Below are 15,607 nucleotides of genomic sequence, written 5' to 3'. Positions count from 1 at the left end.
CACCCGCCCGCCCGCCGAGACCCCGGGCACCCGCCCGCCCGCCGAGACCCCGGGCACCCGCCCGCCCGCCGAGACCCCGGGCACCCGCCCGCCCGCCGAGACCCCGGGCACCCGCCCGCCCGTCGGGCGGCTGCACCGGCTCGGCCGCTGGTGTGCGCGAAGGCCGTGGGGGGTTCTCGGCACCTGGCTGCTGGTCACCCTGGCCGCGCTCGGCGCCGACCGGGCCTGGGGCGGGTCGTACGACGACGACTTCTCCCTGCCCGGCACGTCCGTGCAGACCGGCGCCGACCTGCTGGACGCGCACGGCTCGGCCGCCGTGCGCGGCACCGCCTCACCCATCGTGCTGCACACCCGCGGTGGATCGCTCGCCGCTCACCGCACGGCCGTCCAACAGTCCGTCTCCGCTCTGCGGAAGCTGCCCGAGGTGACAGCCGTGGCCGATCCGCTCGGGACACCCGGCGCGGTCTCCGCCGACGGCTCCACCGGTATCGTCACCGTCCACTTCGACCGGAACCCGGTCCGCTTCGAGACGTCGTACCTCCGCGGGGTCGACGACGCCGTGCACCCGCTGCGCGCGGATGGCGTCGAGACCGAGTACGGTGGCCCGCTGGGCCGGCTGGCGCGTCCCAAGGCCGCGGACCGGGTGTCGGAGGCGATCGGTCTCGCCACTGCCGTGGTCGTCCTGCTGGCCGGGTTCGGCAGTGTGGCCGCGGCCGGATTCCCGCTGCTCACCGCAGTGATCGGGCTGCTGGGCGGCGTGTGCCTCCTCGGGCTGCTCGCCGCCGCCTGGACGTTCGGCACCGCCGCGCCGACGCTCGCCACGATGATGGGCCTGGGCGTGGGCATCGACTACGCCCTGTTCCTCGTTACCCGCCACCGCCGGCTGCTGCACGACGTCGACGACCCGGCCGAGGCCGCGGGACAGGCCGTGGCGACCAGCGGCCGTGCGGTGATCGTCGCCGCGGCGACGGTGGCGCTGGCGCTCGGCGGCCTGTACGCGTCGGGCGTGGGCTTCATCGGCACCCTCGGCATCGCGGCCGCCCTGACCGTCGTCCTGGCCGCCGTCGCCGCACTGAGCCTCGCCCCGGCCCTGCTGGGCATCGCGGGCCGCCGTATCGACCGCTGGCGGGTGCGCCCGCCGGTCGACGAGCCGAACGGGACCGCCGACACCTGGCATCGCTGGGCCGCCCTCGTAGGCCGCCACCCCTGGCCGTTCCTCGTCGTCGGCGTCCTGGTCCTGGCCGTGCTCGCCGTCCCCGCCGCATCCATGCGCCTGGGCCATATCGACGACGGCGCCGATCCGGCCGGCTACACCGACCGCCGCGCCTACGACCTGATCTCCGACGGCTTCGGCCCCGGCACCAACGGCCAGTTCACCGTCGTCGCCGCCCTCGACCGCCACCGCACCGGCAGCCCCGACGCGATACGCGCACTGTCCACCACCCTCCACGACGCACTGGCCCGGACTCCCGGCGTCGCCCAGGTGTCCACTCCCGTCGCCACCGACGACCGGACCCTGCTGGTCGCCACCGTCACCCCCGCCACCGGTCCCCAGGACCAGGGCACCTCCGATCTGTTGCACCGGCTGGAGGACGACGTCCTGCCCGGCGCGCTCGCCCACTCCGGCGCACAGGGCCATGTCACCGGCACGACCGCGGCCCAACTCACCTTCCGGGACGTGGTGGAGGACCGGCTGCCGGTCATCATCGCGGTCGTCGTCGCGGCGGCCTTCCTGTTGCTGCTCACCGTCTTCCGCAGCCCGGTCGTCGCGCTCAAGGCGGCCCTGCTCAACCTGCTGTCCATCGGTGCCGCCTACGGGATCGTCGTGGCCGTCTTCCAATGGGGCTGGGGCGCCTCACTCCTCGGCGTCCCGGAGCCGGTGCCGGTCGAGTCCTACGTCCCGATGATGATGTTCGCGATCGTCTTCGGACTGTCCATGGACTACGAGGTCTTCCTGCTGTCCCGCATCCGGGAGGCCTGGCTGCACACCGGCGACAACCATCGCAGCGTCGCCACCGGACTGGCCGGCACCGCCCGCGTCATCACCTGTGCCGCCCTCATCATGACCAGCGTCTTCCTCGCCTTTCTGCTCTCCGCCAACGTGGTGATCAAGATGCTGGCCCTGGGCCTCGGCACCAGCGTCGTCATCGACGCCACGCTCGTGCGGCTCGTCCTGGTGCCCTCCACCATGTACCTGCTCGGCCGGGCCAACTGGTGGCTTCCCCGACGGCTCGACCGGCTCCTGCCCCACTTCGACCCCGAGCGCCCCTCACCTGCCTGTCTCCCGCGCCCGGCGCCGGCCGGCTCCCGGGACGCGGCCTCCACCGCTGCCTCGGGGGACCACTGACGATGAGCCGCTCACTGACCCGGGCGACGGCGCTGCGCTCACTCCCGCGCCGACACCGCGCCGTCACCACTGTCGCCCTCGCGCTGCTGCTCACCGTCACCGGCGCCGAACTCACCGCCCGCACCCTGCTCCACGACCGCCTGGCCACCGTGGCCGGAAGGGTCCTGGGCAGGGGCAGTGACATCCGTATCGACGGCGGACCGGCCCTGCTCGACCTCTGGGAGCGGCACCTTGACGCCGTGACCATCCGCAGCGACCACGCCCGGCTCGGCCGCATCCCCGATGTGGCCGTACGGGCCCGCCTCGACGACATCCGTCTGAACGGTCGGCACTCCGGCACCGTCGCCCGCACCCACGCCGAGGTCGCGGTGCCCGCGGCCTCCCTTCAGGCCCTGGCCGCCGCCTCCGGCGGCAGGCTCCCGGTCACCGGCGTCCGCCCCGACCCCGAGGACGGGACCCTCACCCTCGATCTCGGCCAGGGCGGCCTGGCCCAGGTGACCCTGCGGCCCGGGCTGAAGGACGGACGCCTGACGCTCGCCGTGGACAGCGCGGAGGTCCTGGGCGGCCCCGCCCCCGCCGCGCTCGTCGACCGCATCCGCGGCACGCTGTCCGACCGCACCGGAGCCGCCTATCCCCTGGGCCTCAAAGCCACGGCGCTCGACATCACCGAATCCGGTCTCGACGTCACTCTGGCCGGAGGCCACGCCCGACTGCCCACCCGGAACACCACCTCCTGAGCACCGCCCCGGCCGAGGCGGCCTACTCGCTCCGCTCCGCGCCGGCGGCGCCCTCGGTCGGCGCGGCCTTCTCCTCGGCCTTCTCCTCGGGCTTCGCCCCGGCCTTCCGCCCGGCCGAGTCCGGGGCGGTGTAGAAGACCGAGGTCCCCTGCTTGGCGCGCTGCGCCTGGTTCCTGGCCACGAGTCCCTCGAGCGTCGTGCGGATCACGGTGGTCTTGACGCCGCGCTCGGGATGGACCTGGCCGAGGGCCGTGGCGATCTCCGCGGCGGAGCGGGGCTCGCTCTGCGAGGTGAGATGACGACGGACCAGTTCCACCAGCGTGGGCTCGGCCGGCTTCCCCTGGGTGGTGGGCTGGGCGGCGGGCTTCCTGGCAGGCTTCTTGGCGGCGGACTTCCCCGCCGTGGTACGGCCACGTACAGGGGCGCTCTTCTTCGGCTTCGTCTGCTTGTCCGTACCGGTCGTGGCGGCGGGCTTCCCGCGGGGAGCCGGCACCGTGGCGCGGTCGGACGGGGCCGCGGGTGCGGCGGGAGGCGGCGTCAGACCGAGTGCCTGCTGCATGTTCACCAGCACGACGTGGTCGTGCTGGAGGGCGGCCAGTTGCTGCTGCAGCGCGGCGATCTCCGCGCTGACGCGCTCCTGCTCCTTCACATTGCGTTCGAGGTCGTCGGTCACCTGGGCGGCGTACTGCGATGTCAGATCGGTGGCGGCGGTGGTGGTCTCGGACATGGGTCGACCTTTCTCGGTGCTCCTGGTGCGGCGCAGCAGGCCACAAGCACATGTTCTCGGGCTGGCGTCCGTGTGACGGCGACGGTAACTACGCGCACACCCCGGCGTAGTGATGGTACGGATGAGTGGAGCCTCTTGGCCCACTGGAGTCATGTCTTTTCCTCGAGCTGAGCTTGAGGGTTCAGGCTGTGCGTTGCTTCGCGGGCCCTTGAGCCCGAGCCGGGCCGGAGGGCCGGAACGGGCCTCGGCCCTCACTCCCTCGCGGGCGCCGCCCTCACTCCGACGAGGGCATCAGCGCGGCCAGCAGCACGGTCCGGTCGTCCGTGCCGCCGGTGACCGAGGTGTCGTGCAGCAGCCGCTCGCATCCCGCGTGCAGGGTGTCGGGGGCGGTGATGTCCGCGGACGCGTCAACGGCTTGGGCGAAGAGACCTGCCAGGCGGGTGATGCCCTGGTCGATGTCGGATTGACGTGACTCGACCATGCCGTCGCTGTAGAGGAGCAGCAACGCCGGTTCGGGGACCTCGAGCACGGTGGGTTCGTAGGTGCCGGTGCCGAGTCCCAGCGGCAGCCCCGCGCTGGTGAGCGTGACGGGTGCGGCCCGTCCGTCCGGGCCCCGGATCAGCGGGGGCGGGTGACCGGCCCCGACGAGGGTGCAGGTGTGGCGTTGCGCGTCCCACTCCGCGTACACGCACGTCGCGAAGGAGGCACCCGGGGTGTCACAGGCAAGCGTGTCGAGCCGGCGCATCAGCTCGGCCGGGGTGATGTCGATGCCCGCCAGAGTGCGGGCGGCCGTGCGCAGTTGAATCATCGCGACGGCCGACTCCGGGCCGTGTCCCATGGCGTCGCCGACCACCAGACCGATGCGGCCGCCCGGCCGCGGCGGCACATCGAACCAGTCGCCGCCGATGATGGTGTCGTGGCCGGCGGGCACGGAGCCGTGGGTGATACGGCAGCCGTCGAACGTGTGGGCGGTGGCGGGCAGCAGGCTCTGCCGGATGGCCAGCGCGGTGCGGCGCTCGCGTTCGTACCGGCGCGCGTTGTCCAGGGCCACACAGGCCCGCGCGGTCAGCGCCTCCACGGCCGCGGCGTCCTCCGGCAGGAAGCGGGCCCGGTCCGGGCCGCGACCGCAGACGACGAAACCGACGGCGGCGCCCCGCAGATGCAGGGGCACCACCAGGAAGGAGACCGTCCGGAGCAGACGGCCGATGGCGGCGTCGTCGCCGCTCGAGGCGCGCAGCCGTTCGGAGGTGTGGGCGTCGACCGCGTCCAGCAGCTGCGGACGCATGGTGGCCAGGGAGCGCGCGTACGGCGTCTCCCGCGGGAAGACGATCACCTCGCCGACGGGCAGTATGCCCTCCCACTTCGCGGAGGCCTCCGCACCCACGCGCAGCGCCAGCCGGCGGGCCGCGACATGGGGCGGATCCCCGGCCGCGTAGGCGTTCTCCTCGACGAGCCAGCGCTCCAGCAGATACACCGACGCCGCGTCGCAGAAACCGGGTGTCAGCGCCCGCACGATATGACGGCCCGTCAGGTCGAGGTCGAGCTCCGACCCGATGACATCGGCCGCGGGGGAGAAGGCCGGCCGACGGCCCGAGCGTGCGGCGGCCGGTGCTGCGTCGGGATGGCTGCGCGCTTGGTTCCGCAGGGTCGTGCCTTTCCGGGTGGGGCCGGTCGCGACCACGCGGCTGCGGCATCTCCTCACCGCGGGTCAGATGGCAACTATATGATGGAACATCAAGATCGTTAGGCGAGGGGAGAGTCGCTGTGCAGGGTGATGAGTTGCTCCCCCAGGGCGTCGAGCCCGGCAAGGCAAGCGTCGCCCGGATGTACGACGCCATGCTGGGAGGGGAGCACAACTTCGCCATCGACCGGGAGGCCCTCGCGGCCTTCACCGCCATCGACCCCCAGGTGCGCACCCTGGCGCGGGCCAATCGTGCCTTCCTCCAGAGGGCGGTGCGCTTTCTGGTCGGCGCCGGAGTGCGGCAGTTCATAGACCTCGGCTCGGGCATCCCCACCCAGGGCAATGTCCATGAGGTGGCGCAGACCGCCAGCCCGGGGGCGCGTGTGGTCTACGTGGACAACGACCCGGTCGCCGTTGCGCACAGCGCCTCCCTGCTCGCCGGCAACCCGGACGCGGTCATCGTCGACGGCGACATCCGGCGTCCGGCCGACATCCTGTCCTCCCCGCAGGTGCGGGGGCTCATCGACTTCGACCGGCCCGTCGCCGTACTGATGGTCACCATCCTGCACTTCATCACGCCCGAGGAGGACCCGGCCGGCATCGTGGCCGCCTTCCGGGACGCCCTTCCCGAGGACGGCTGGCTGGCGCTGACCCACGCGACCAACCAGGACCGCCCGGACACCGCCGCCGCCGTGGGGCAGCTGTACCGGTCCTGGGCCACCTCGCCGGTCACCGCGCGGCCCCGCACCGAGATCCTCTCCCTGTTCGACGGCTTCGGCCTGGTCGAGCCCGGCCTGGTCCATGTGCCCCTGTGGCGTCCCGACCCGGGCGAGCCGGTCCCGGACAACCCGTCGGAGTACTGGGTGTACGCGGGTGTCGGCCGCAAGCGCCCCTGACCGGGCCGGGCACGCGCCGGCAGCCCGCGAGCGCATCCGCTCCCCGCTGGGCCGCGGCTTCCTCGCCGGCCGGTTCTCCTGTCCCGAGGACCTCGACGAGGGGGACTTCCGGCGCACCCGCCCGCGCTTCACGGGGGACAACCTCAAGGCGAACCTGAGGCTCGCCGAGAAGGTCAAGGAGATCGCGGCGGAGAAGGACGTCACCCCGGCGCAGCTCGTGATCGCCTGGGTGCCGGCCCAGGGCGAGGACCTGGTCCCGATCCCGGGCACCAAGCGCCGCACCTGACTCGAGCAGAACGCGGCCGCGGCGGACGTCGAACTGACGAAGGACGACCTCGCGCGCATCGACGCCGAACTTCCCCAGGTCGCGGGGAAGCGCTACGACGAGGCGGGCATGTCGTCCGTGAACCGCCGGCGGTATCGACGAGGCCGGCCGACGGGCGCGGGGGCGAGGACTCCTGCCTGGGCACGTGGCGGGGCCCCCGCTGCCGTGGCCGTGGCCGGCCGGTCTGTCGGCCGTGCTATCGCGTCAGGCCGCCGGGGCGGGGGCCGCCCGCTCCCGGCCCGGCGCAGGCGCCCGCGGCGCACGCGGTGAGCCAGGCGTCGAAGTCGGCGTCGTAGCGGGTACCGATGTCGGTGGCGTAGACGGCGTAGCCGCCCAGGTAGTCGCCGACCCGGAAGCGGGCGAGCATGCGCTGGATGTCGTCCGGGTGCTTCTCGACCATGTAGCGGACCGCCAGGTAGCCCCAGGGGTAGGTGCGCGTCACATCGCTGTTGGCGTAGGTGCTCTGGAACAGCGTGCTCAGTGTGTAGGTGTGCTTGCCTGCCTCGGTGATCGCCTCGTCGTCGGTGACGCCCCGGTAGCTGTAGGAGACGTACTCGGCCAGCCCCTCGATCCACCAGATGTCCGGGACCGCCGTCTGCTGCCCGAAATCGCCCTTCATGTCATAGCGCGCGTCGAGGTAGTGCGTGTACTCGTGGTTGAGGTTCCAGATCCGGGCCGAGAAGCCGTCGTCGTACGCCTTCTGGTACATGACCGAAAGCGGCTGGTTGCGCGGGTCGGCCGGGTCCCCGACAAGCGTGATGCCGCCGTTGTCGGTGCCGACGCCGAAGATCGCCCCGGCGTAGGTCTGGTAGTCGGTCCGGCTGGCGAACACCACGAGCTGGACGGTCGACTCGTACTGACCGGGTATGGGTCCCTCGTCCTTGACGAGAGCGTGCACATACGGGTCCTGGCCGAGCACGCTCGCACAGGCCGCGTCGAGGTCGGCGGCGGTCGGCGACTGGGCCCGGATGGTGTGCGCGGCGTCGCAGGCGCGGGTGACCGGCAGTGCCGCACTGCTCAACCGGACCGGCAGGTCGCAGACGTCGTAGTAGGAGCAGTCGGCCTTGTCATAGGCGTCCAGCTGGGTCGCGACCGCCACCCACAACTGCGCGGTCGGGCCGGTGATCCGCGAGGAGTCCAGCAGGTTCTTGGCGGGCGGCCGGACCAGGGCCGTGAGCGCGGGGTGCTCGACATGGCGGGCGAGGCTCATCCCGGCGTTGGAGTCCAGGTAGGCGCGGTCGGTCCCCAGCAGGTCCAGGTGGTGGAGCGCGAAGGTGTGGAGGGTGCCGATGATGCGCGGGTCGGCGGTGACGGCGTCCACATAGGCGGGGTTCCAGTTTCCGCGCCACAGGGGGGTGTAGACGTCGTTGACGGCGGCCACCATGCTCGCGACGGCGTCGTAGGTTCCGTCGTATCCGCCGAGCACCCGGCGGTAGGCGTTGAGGTAACGGCCCTGCAGATCCGCGCTGTCCGTGAGGATGATGACATCGCCCAGGACGTCACCGTTCGCGGAGCTGACGTCCCGCGCGTGCCGCCGGGCGAAGAAGGCGTCCAGGCCCCGGGCCGCGGCCGCGGTGAGCTGTGCGTCGTAGGGGCCGGTGTCCGAGGGGTCGTTGAACTGCACGTAGTAGCCGGCCCGCAGGAACAGCACCAACTGCCAGATGCCGGTCGCGTTGTCGCCGTCGTATCTCCGCGCCGCGCTGGTGAAGGCCTTGGCGACGGTGACCATCTGGGGCTCCTTGAAGACCCGGCCCGCGTCGGCACCTGTCACGGTGAACAGGCTGTTGACGCACTCGACGGTCGAGGCTCTGACGAACGCGACGAGTGCGGAGCCGGTCCTGCCGCCGAAATCGGCCGGAGAGCAGCCGGCCTTCGAGGCCGTGACCGGGCCGGCCGGGGAGCCGGGGTCGTGCGGGGACACGGCGGGCCGCAGCGGCGGGAGCTGGGCGGGAGCCATCGGCCGGCCCTGCACGGCGTGCCCCGGGGTCACCAGGGTCGAGCCGGTGGGAGCGGGCGGCGCCAAGTGGGGTACGGCGGCGGGGGTGCCGACGGCGGCACGGGGAGGGGAGGCGTGGACCTGGACGGGGGCGCCGGTGCCGGGCATGGCGAGTGCGGGCGGTGCCAGCAGGCCGACGAGCGTGACCCCGGCGGCGAGGGCGCCGGCCACGCGTCCGGGCAGGGCGAAGTAGCGCATCCGGACTCCTTCACGGATAGATGCGCCTCGGAAGCGGTGATGAGGCGTGAGAGGCACCATCTCAGTGCCCTGATGCGGCAACAATGGGGTGTGACATAGCACATTGCACTGTGGTCCCATAACACGCGCGGCGCGCACGGCAGCTTCCGTCGAGTCCCGCCCCTACCGCCCCGCCACGCTCCATGTCCTCGTGGCCCAGGCCCTCAAGTGCGGAGACTGCGCGACGAGATCGCGGTAGGCGGCCGTCGCGGAGGAGAACAGCGTCTCCGCCATCTCGCCGGGCACCGCGTCACGCCGCCAGACCAGCACATAGCGGCACCACAACGGAGTCCCGCTCAGCGGTCTGACGAGCACATCCGGGATCGGCCGGAGAGTCGCCTGCACCAGGGACACCCCGAGGCCGTCGGCGATCATGCTCAGCAACTGCTGGCGGTCGCCCAGGTACTGATGGACCGTCATCGGTGAGAAGCCGGCCGCCTCGCAGGCCGCGTAGAAGACGCCCGGCCAGCCGGCCCCGTCATCGGGGGTCACGAACCACGCGTCCTCGGCCAGGTCGGCGAGCGCGACCTGGGAACGGTGCCTGAGCCGATGACGGGCCGAGAGGGCCACGAAGGACGGCTCGGTGACGATGCCGCGATGCTCGAGCGCCGCGGAGTGGCGCAGTTCGCTGCCGGGGTAGTCCGCGGCGACGGCCGCGTCCACCTCGCCCCGCTCCAGGAGCTCGACGATCTCCGAGGAGGCGTACACGCTGCTCACCGTGAGCGACAACCCCGGCAGCCGGTCGCGGACGCGGGTGACCATGCCGGGCAGGACCGGTGAGTTGGTCGCCGCCAGCCGCAGCACCGGACGCGCGCTCGTGTCGCTTGCCGCCCGGCGGTGCCCGATCGCCTCCGCGCGGGCCAGGAGATCCCGTGCCTCGGCCACGACCTCGAGCCCGTACGGCGTCAACGTCGCACCCGATACCCCGCGCTCGAACAGCGGCTTGCCGAAGAAGCGTTCAATGCGCTGGAGCTGGGTGCTCAGGGCCGGCTGCGAGTACCCCAGCTCCGACGCGGCCCGGCCCACGCCGCCCGCGTCGGCGATCGCGCACAGCACGCGCAGATGCCGAAGCTCCAACTCCATCCGCCCGCTTCCCCCTCCTCGTCGCCCGGTCGGTCCGTCGACCGGCGTCGCACCGGCGGAGGGGAAGCGTTCCATCGTGCCGTCGCACCCACAAGAGGCGGATCCGCCTACCTCCGGCGCGGTGGCCGGTCAGTGCGGTGGGCCGGGGGAGGGCGGCGCCTCCGCCTCCGGTTCCTGCCCCGCCAGCCAGTGCGCGAGGGTGCGGGCGATGGGCTGGCCGGTGTCCAGCTCGACGAACCCGAACTGGCCCGACTGGTTGCACTCCAGGAACCACCAGATCCCGTCGGCGTCCTCCGCGAAGTCGAAGGCACCGTAGGCCAGTTCGGCCCGGCGCAGATAGGCGTGCACGGCCGGGGCGATGCGCGGCGGGACGTCGACGGGCTGCCAGGGACCGGTGGAGGGAGCGAATCGGACGTCCACCTCATCGGCGTCCGGGACGGCCGGTTTGCGCGCCGCCAGCAGGTGCTCGCCGATGGCGGTGAGGCGGATGTCGGCGCGCTTGGCGATCCGCCGCTGGAGCAGCGTGGGGCCGAAGGCCACGGCGGCGAAGTCGGTGTCCGGCGCGATTCGGCTGGTGGGCACCGCCCGGGGAGGGTCCTGCGGGTGCGTTCCGGAGACGGGTTTGACCACCAGGTCGGGGAAGCGCTCGGCGAAGTCGCGGGCGGCCTGCGGAAAGGTCGTGATCAGGGTGGCCGGCACGGGTAGTCCGCTGCGCTGGGCGAGATGGAGCTGCCACGGCTTGAGACGGGCCCGGCGGGCAGCGTCGGGGCGGTTCATCCAGCGGGCGCCGGTGCCGTCCAGCATCCCGTACAGCGCCTGTGAGGCCTCCTCGGTCAGCCAGGCCGACGGCTCGGCCACCCGTGTGGCCGGAACCCCGGGCCGGCGCACCCAGATGGACCGCAGCCCGCTCGTGCTCACCAGACGGCCGCCGGCGGAGAGATGCCCCTGGAAGGCGCCGTGCACATACTCCCCCGAGAGGGCGACGGCGCCCGGGAGGTCCGCGGGGTCGAGCCGGACCACGGGCACACCCGCCGCGTGCAACTCGGCCACCACCATGTCCGCGGTCACATCCTGTTCACAGGTGAGGATCAGCACGGTCATCGTCGGCGCTCCGCGTTCAGTCGTCGAAGTGCGTCTTCGAGCCCGCCGTGGAGGTCGTGGCTCCCCATTCCCGCAACACCGCGTAGTCATGGACGGCTATCCGTCCGTCGGGGAGGACGTTCAACTGCAGGGCGGAGTCGTAGCTGTACGGAATGCTGACCTCCCACTCCTCGGCCGGGCGAGCGTAGTCCAGCGCGAACGGTCGCATCGTCTCTCCTTGTTCGGGTGCTTCCTCGGCAGGCGGACGGTGACGCTCCGACGTGACCGTCGGCTGCCGGGCCGCCATGGCTCCACCCACTTATACGAATCGAACGAGTGAATGGTTGCGTCACGTTCCGTCACGGGAGCGGCGACCGACCCCTGGAGCGTTCGCTTCCTCCGGGCGGGGACCCCCCTTCCGGACGGCCGGCCGGCGCGCCATCGGATCGCGTGGGCAAGCGGGACGCGGCCCGCCGCATGGGCGCGAAAGAGCCCCGGCGGTGCCGGGCATGTCACGGCCCGGAGGCTTCCGTAGAGTCGCCGCCGCCGCGCCTGTTCACGCCGCCATGGAGGCATCGCGGCGGGAATCCGTCTGAAGAGAGGTCAGCGGCCGAGGTAGAAGCGGATGGTGGTGCCGGGATCGCCTGTGTGGACACGGACGAGATCGGCGACATGATTGACCAGCAGCAGCCCCCGGCCGCCGGGCCGGCTGGGCGCCTGGGGGCGCCGGCCGGCCAGGGGGTCGATCAGCCGCCCCGCGTCGTGCACCTCGCAGACGACCTGCCCGTCCTCCGTCCAGATCCGCAGCGTTCCGCCCCCGGCACCGTGCAGAACGCTGTTGGTGGTCAACTCGGCCACCGCGAGCGCCAGATCCTCCAGTTGCGGACCGGGCAGGCCCATGCGCGCGCCGTGCCGGACGGCGAACTCACGCGCCCGGGACAGCTGCCCGCTGCCCTGGAAGGCGAACGTCACGGCGTCCGGAGGCACCGGCAGAAGCTCGTTGTAGCGGGCGACGACCGCCTCGGGGCTGTAGACCGCGGACGGTGTCTCCCCGTACTCGTCGATCACCACCGGATGGGTGGCCCAGGCGTCGTCGAGCACACTGCCGTCGAGTCCGGCGGCGTCGTACGGGCACAGGATCGTCACTTCGCGCCCGGCGAACGCGGCGTTGATGAGCGCCTCGTGCTGCACGCACGCCGGATACTCCACGGTGCTGCGGCCGGGCCAGATGGGTTCACCGATGATCCGCACCCGCCCCTCGCCATGGGTGTCGGCGAACCTGCGCAGCACTCCCGGGATGATCCATCCCGGGTTGCGGCCTGCCTGGGTCATGTCCACGAAGGACACCTCGTCGGCCCGCCCGCCCAGGCTGTCCCGGATCAGTGCGAGGCGGTCCGGAGGCGCGGCCACGGCGACGGGCTCGCCCGCGGCGAGACCGGCGAGAACGAAGGGGACCGTCCCGGCCACATACTGCTGAGGACCGCGATAGAACAGAGCCGGGTGGACGAACGCCTCCCGTGTGGTGACCACATCGGTCACGGTGTCACCTCGATCCCGCCCAGTCCCGGCCAGAAGATGTCGAGTACGCGCGTCATCTGCGGCGGCGGCCGGTGAAGCACGATGTGCTGTCCATCGGACAGCGACCGCGCGGCCGTCACCAGGTCCGTGACCCCTGCCACGTCGATGAACGCAAGGTCCGACAGCTCCACGTGAAGCGCTGGTTCCCCGTGCCGCATCAGCCGGCCGAGCGCCGCCCGCCAGACGCGCCGGGTCTCGAGGGTTACTTCCCCCGTGACCCGTACACCGGGGCGTTCCGGCAGGGAATGGGTCTCCAGCCGGGCCCCACCGCGCGGCGGCGTGGCCGTGAGTTCCCCGAGTGACACGTCCACGCTTCACCTCTTCAGCCCTCGTGCCGGTCCACGCACGAGCACCATAGCCCCTGACGGACCGACGACAGCGCCTTCGGCGGCGCCGCGGCGCCGTCCGCGTCCGGGCGATCGGACTGCGGAGGCGGCTTCCCGGTACGCGGAAGGGTCCCCGTTCCATGCACGGGGACCCCGGTTCGGGCGTCAGACGCGTCAACGCTTGAAGGCGTCCTTGGTCTTCTCCTTCGCCTGGCGAGCGTCGCCCTTGGCCTTCTCCGCCCGGCCCTCGGCCGTCAACCTCTCGTTGCCGACCGCGCGGCCGATCGTCTCCTTGGCCTTGCCCTTGGCCTGTTCCATCTTTCCCTTGGCCTTCTGCTCTCCAGCCACCTTTGCTCACTCCACGTCACCTTGACTACGGGGGCACTACACCGAGTGGCCCTGAACCCGCTCTTCAAACCCGGGCGTCCGGCCATCCCGTTCCCATGACAGTCGTCATGGAGCTGTGCTATGACAGCCGTCATGACGCAGTGGGGTGCGGGACCGTCCCGGGCAGGGCAGCACAGTGAGTGAGGGCGTATCCCGGTTGATGTGGGAGCTGGCCGAGCCGGTGCACAGCCTCGTGTACTTCACGCCGGAGGTACGACGCGCGGCCGACGAGATCGGTATGCGCGGCTTCTGGATGGGGTACTTCGCCCTGCGCGCCGCGCCCCTGGGACCGGTCGAGCCGGCGGTGGTGACCAGCAGCTTCTATGTGTTCCACCCCAGCCGGGTGAGGCGGGCGCTGCCGGACGCATGGGGGTACGCGACGGTGGCGGACGTCCTCGCCGCGCGAGGGCGCGGGGTCGCTCTCGCCATGCGGCGGCTGTACGGGGAGGACGCCCTGCGCAGTGCCCGGATGGCCGAGGCGGCGGACCTGGCGTGGGCCGCGGCCGAGGCGGCCGACACCGCGGGGCGGGTGCTGGGCGCCGCCAACCAGGCCCTCGAGCGCCCGGCCGAGCCGCATCTGCGGCTGTGGCAGGGCGCGACCACACTCCGTGAGCACCGCGGCGACGGGCATGTCGCCGTTCTGGTGAGCCGGGGCGTAGGACCGGTGGAGGCGCTGGTGCTCAAAGCCGCCGCGGGGGAGTCGGACGGTGCGCTGCTGCGTGAGGGCCGGAAGTGGGACGACGCGACCTGGCACGCCACCGAGGCCGCGTTGCGGGATCGTGGATGGATCGACGGCAGCGGGCGGCTGACCACCCGGGGAGCGGCCGAGCGCCGCGCGATCGAGGACGCGACCGACGCGGCCGCCGAAGGGCCGTGGCGGGCTCTGGGCCACGATGCCACCGCACGGCTGGCAGAGCTGCTCGCTCCATGGGCCCGGACGGTGGTGGAGTCCGGAGTCATCCCCTCGGGCAACCCGGTGGGGCTCACAGGTGCTCTGCTGGGTGACTCCGGCGGCGCCCGCCCCGCAGCCGCGACCTGACGGACCTGAGGCCCATGAGCGGGCCCGCTCGCGAGCGGTGCGGGACGGGCCGCGATGAGTGCCGGGCGCCGGCTCACGGCCTCCGTGGGCCGGCCGGCGGCTGTGTCAACCCGGGCCGCGGCCCGGGAGAGACGGTCACCGGTGCCGCCACCCGTGACAGACGAGGGCGTGCTCGACGGCCGCCGCCATCGCCTGCTCTCCCTCGGCGTTGGGGTGCAGGGGCGCGGCGGGCGTGGCCGGGGCGAGGGTCTCGATCCAGCGCTGCCCGGTCGGGCGGCACAGGTCGTGCCCGATGGTCGGCGTGTACGTGTCGACGTAGCGCGCGCCATGCCGGTACGCCTCGCGCGCCAGCATCCCGTCGAGTTCCTTCTCCTTGTCCCGCAGATAGGGGAAGTCCCCCGCGGCGAACGGGACCGAGCTGCTCGTGCAGCCGACTCCGTTCTCCGGGAACAGGTCCGGGTAGCCCACCACCAGGATCCGTGCGTGCGGGGACCGCTGCCGGACGCCGCGGAGGACCCGGGCGATCTTCGGGGCCGTGTGCTCGACCGTCTCCGTGAGCCGGTCACTCCCGCCGCTGGTGAAGTAGGCACGGCACGGGGCACCGGCGGGATCGGACGAGGTGAGGCGGGCGCACGTACCGAGCACGGTGGTGAAGCCGACGTCGTTGCCGCCGATGCTCACGGTCACCAGGTCCGTCCTGCGGCTGAGCGCGGCGAACTGCGCCGGGGCCGTGCCCTGAGGAGCCGTCATCTCGGCGGTGGTGGCCCCGGAACAGGTCACGTCCGTCAGCCGAGCCCGCTCGGACACGGCCACGAGGGAGGGGTAGTTGTGGTCGGACCGCTTGCAGTTGGCATCCACCTGGCCGGGGACCGCCGGAGCCGATGCGTAGGAGTCGCCGAGGGCGACGTAGTCACCGCCACGCGTGCCGGCGGGGGACGCGCTCGCCGGGCCGGTGCCCGTGCCCGCCAGGGTCGCGGCTCCGCTGATCACTGCCGCGCTGAACGCCAGCGCGCGTCTCGCACCGAGACGCCGTGCCTTCTTCGCCACGGCCGGTCCTTTCGTGGAGGGGGACAGGGCCTCCGGCCGGGCGGCCGGAGCGGCGGGAGGACAACTCGCCTGGCCCCGCCGGACTTTGAGGATCACAAAGAAATCCCGCCCGCGGTACCTG

Annotated in this window: 14 protein-coding genes and 1 pseudogene; 5 read left to right on the top strand and 10 right to left on the bottom strand. The window is 72.6% G+C overall.

Annotated features, from left to right (window positions below; genetic code table 11):
• The first annotated feature begins 130 nt into the window (after positions 1–130).
• On the top strand, positions 131–2,347 hold the full coding sequence (locus ACIP94_RS19045) for an MMPL family transporter (protein WP_402426866.1): 2,217 nt from the start codon (positions 131–133) through the stop codon (positions 2,345–2,347).
• Positions 2,348–2,349: 2 nt separating this feature from the next.
• A complete protein-coding gene (locus tag ACIP94_RS19040) occupies positions 2,350–3,084 on the top strand; it encodes an LmeA family phospholipid-binding protein (RefSeq protein ID WP_402426483.1) in 735 nt (244 codons plus the stop codon).
• 22 nt (positions 3,085–3,106) lie between these two features.
• Here ACIP94_RS19040 and ACIP94_RS19035 read toward each other — a convergent pair whose 3' ends face one another.
• Entirely contained in the window at positions 3,107–3,811 is a 705-nt protein-coding gene (locus ACIP94_RS19035) for a hypothetical protein (protein WP_402426481.1), read from the bottom strand.
• Between the two features lie 274 nt (positions 3,812–4,085).
• Positions 4,086–5,492: a PP2C family protein-serine/threonine phosphatase gene (locus ACIP94_RS19030; protein ID WP_402426479.1), complete on the bottom strand. Its 1,407-nt coding sequence runs from the start codon at positions 5,490–5,492 to the stop codon at positions 4,086–4,088.
• 143 nt (positions 5,493–5,635) lie between these two features.
• Here ACIP94_RS19030 and ACIP94_RS19025 point away from each other — a divergent pair, with 143 nt between their 5' ends.
• Both ACIP94_RS19025 and ACIP94_RS19020 read left to right on the top strand, forming a co-directional pair.
• Entirely contained in the window at positions 5,636–6,388 is a 753-nt protein-coding gene (locus ACIP94_RS19025; RefSeq protein ID WP_402426863.1) for an SAM-dependent methyltransferase, read from the top strand.
• A 40-nt stretch (positions 6,389–6,428) separates the two neighbouring features.
• Positions 6,429–6,800 (top strand): annotated as a pseudogene (locus ACIP94_RS19020) (aldo/keto reductase); the annotation flags it as partial.
• 109 nt (positions 6,801–6,909) lie between these two features.
• Here the strand turns inward: ACIP94_RS19020 and ACIP94_RS19015 are convergent.
• From ACIP94_RS19015 to ACIP94_RS18985, 7 genes are all read right to left on the bottom strand, one after another.
• Positions 6,910–8,907, bottom strand: coding sequence for a collagenase (locus tag ACIP94_RS19015; protein ID WP_402426477.1), 1,998 nt, complete (start codon positions 8,905–8,907; stop codon positions 6,910–6,912).
• A 162-nt stretch (positions 8,908–9,069) separates the two neighbouring features.
• Positions 9,070–10,029 carry a LysR family transcriptional regulator gene (locus tag ACIP94_RS19010; RefSeq protein WP_402426475.1) on the bottom strand — a complete coding sequence of 320 codons (960 nt, stop codon included), beginning with the start codon at positions 10,027–10,029 and terminating at the stop codon, positions 9,070–9,072.
• 129 nt (positions 10,030–10,158) lie between these two features.
• Entirely contained in the window at positions 10,159–11,130 is a 972-nt protein-coding gene (gene tgmB / locus ACIP94_RS19005; protein ID WP_402426473.1) for an ATP-grasp ribosomal peptide maturase, read from the bottom strand.
• Positions 11,131–11,146: 16 nt separating this feature from the next.
• Positions 11,147–11,338, bottom strand: coding sequence for a putative ATP-grasp-modified RiPP (tgmA, locus tag ACIP94_RS19000; RefSeq protein WP_402426471.1), 192 nt, complete (start codon positions 11,336–11,338; stop codon positions 11,147–11,149).
• 374 nt (positions 11,339–11,712) lie between these two features.
• Positions 11,713–12,648: an anti-sigma factor RsbA family regulatory protein gene (locus tag ACIP94_RS18995; protein ID WP_402426469.1), complete on the bottom strand. Its 936-nt coding sequence runs from the start codon at positions 12,646–12,648 to the stop codon at positions 11,713–11,715.
• On the bottom strand, positions 12,645–12,998 hold the full coding sequence (locus ACIP94_RS18990; protein ID WP_402426467.1) for an STAS domain-containing protein: 354 nt from the start codon (positions 12,996–12,998) through the stop codon (positions 12,645–12,647). The genes ACIP94_RS18995 and ACIP94_RS18990 overlap by 4 nt, the downstream gene beginning before the upstream one ends.
• Positions 12,999–13,187: 189 nt before the next feature.
• Positions 13,188–13,361: a CsbD family protein gene (locus ACIP94_RS18985; RefSeq protein ID WP_402426465.1), complete on the bottom strand. Its 174-nt coding sequence runs from the start codon at positions 13,359–13,361 to the stop codon at positions 13,188–13,190.
• A gap of 175 nt (positions 13,362–13,536) precedes the next feature.
• On the opposite strand from ACIP94_RS18985, the gene ACIP94_RS18980 reads away from it, so the two are divergent.
• Positions 13,537–14,439 (top strand): hypothetical protein, encoded by a 903-nt coding sequence (locus ACIP94_RS18980; protein ID WP_402426463.1) that lies wholly within the window; start codon positions 13,537–13,539, stop codon positions 14,437–14,439.
• A 135-nt stretch (positions 14,440–14,574) separates the two neighbouring features.
• Here the strand turns inward: ACIP94_RS18980 and ACIP94_RS18975 are convergent, their stop codons facing one another.
• Entirely contained in the window at positions 14,575–15,486 is a 912-nt protein-coding gene (locus tag ACIP94_RS18975; protein ID WP_402426461.1) for an SGNH/GDSL hydrolase family protein, read from the bottom strand.
• Positions 15,487–15,607 lie beyond the last annotated feature (121 nt).

Source organism: Streptomyces sp. NPDC093261, from assembly GCF_044753645.1.
Taxonomy (GTDB): domain Bacteria; phylum Actinomycetota; class Actinomycetes; order Streptomycetales; family Streptomycetaceae; genus Streptomyces.
The sequence above is the reverse complement of the archived record's forward strand: the minus strand, read 5'-3'. Positions and strand labels throughout refer to the sequence as shown.

Coding starts and splice junctions, on each gene's coding strand:
- ACIP94_RS19040 (WP_402426483.1), top strand. CDS start 2,350: ATGAGCCGCTCACTGACCCGGGCGACGGCGCTGCGCTCACTCCCGCGC.
- ACIP94_RS19035 (WP_402426481.1), bottom strand. CDS start 3,811: ATGTCCGAGACCACCACCGCCGCCACCGATCTGACATCGCAGTACGCC.
- ACIP94_RS19025 (WP_402426863.1), top strand. CDS start 5,636: ATGTACGACGCCATGCTGGGAGGGGAGCACAACTTCGCCATCGACCGG.
- ACIP94_RS19015 (WP_402426477.1), bottom strand. CDS start 8,907: ATGCGCTACTTCGCCCTGCCCGGACGCGTGGCCGGCGCCCTCGCCGCC.
- ACIP94_RS19010 (WP_402426475.1), bottom strand. CDS start 10,029: ATGGAGTTGGAGCTTCGGCATCTGCGCGTGCTGTGCGCGATCGCCGAC.
- tgmB (WP_402426473.1), bottom strand. CDS start 11,130: ATGACCGTGCTGATCCTCACCTGTGAACAGGATGTGACCGCGGACATG.
- tgmA (WP_402426471.1), bottom strand. CDS start 11,338: ATGCGACCGTTCGCGCTGGACTACGCTCGCCCGGCCGAGGAGTGGGAG.